Source organism: Pseudomonas sp. 05N434 (genome assembly GCF_056396965.1).
This window is the reverse complement of record NZ_JBFTMK010001019.1, coordinates 1-659: the sequence shown is the minus strand read 5'-3', so window position 1 is coordinate 659 and position 659 is coordinate 1. Positions and strand designations below refer to the sequence as shown.

Below are 659 nucleotides of genomic sequence, written 5' to 3'. Positions count from 1 at the left end.
GTTTGAGTCTCTGCCAAGAAATGTGGTTTTTCCCTTGCTTGTAATTGCAATTTGTTTGTTTTCATATGGTATATGGCGATTTATTGAACTGCCAGCCCAGGCCAAACTGAAGAATATTTTTTCTAAGCTTGATCGCAAGAAGGAGAGCCGAAGCTCAGCTTCATTAACCTAATCAAATAATTCCCAAGACCCGCTCCGGCGGGTTTTTTTACGCCTGGAGAAAAGTATGCCCATCACCGCGCAGCAACTGCTGCTGATCCTCCCCAACGCCCGCCAAGTTGCGGGCTTTTTTGTGCCCGTGCTCAACACCGCTATGCGCAAGTACCAGATCATCACGTCCGTGCGTATAGCCGCGTTTATCGCCCAGGTTGGGCATGAGTCTGGCCATCTCAACTATGTGAAGGAGCTGGGCAATAGCCAATACCTGAGCAAATACGACACCGGCGCCCTGGCCGCCCGTTTGGGCAACACTCCGGAACCTGACGGCGACGGTCAAAAATACCGTGGCCGAGGCCTGATCCAGATCACCGGGCGTAACAACTACCGCCAATGCAGTCTCGGCCTGTTTGGGGACGAACGTCTGCTGGCTCTGCCTGAATTGCTGGAGCAACCGCAATGGGCGGCCGAGTCCGCCGCCTGGTTCTGGGAGCAGAATGGCC

Annotated in this window: 1 protein-coding gene; it reads left to right on the top strand. The window is 53.9% G+C overall.

Annotated features, from left to right (window positions below; all coding sequences use genetic code 11):
* Positions 1-226 precede the first annotated feature (226 nt).
* A partial coding sequence (locus AC1DLB_RS31450) for a glycoside hydrolase family 19 protein (RefSeq protein ID WP_477786461.1) occupies positions 227-659 on the top strand: 433 nt, incomplete at its 3' end.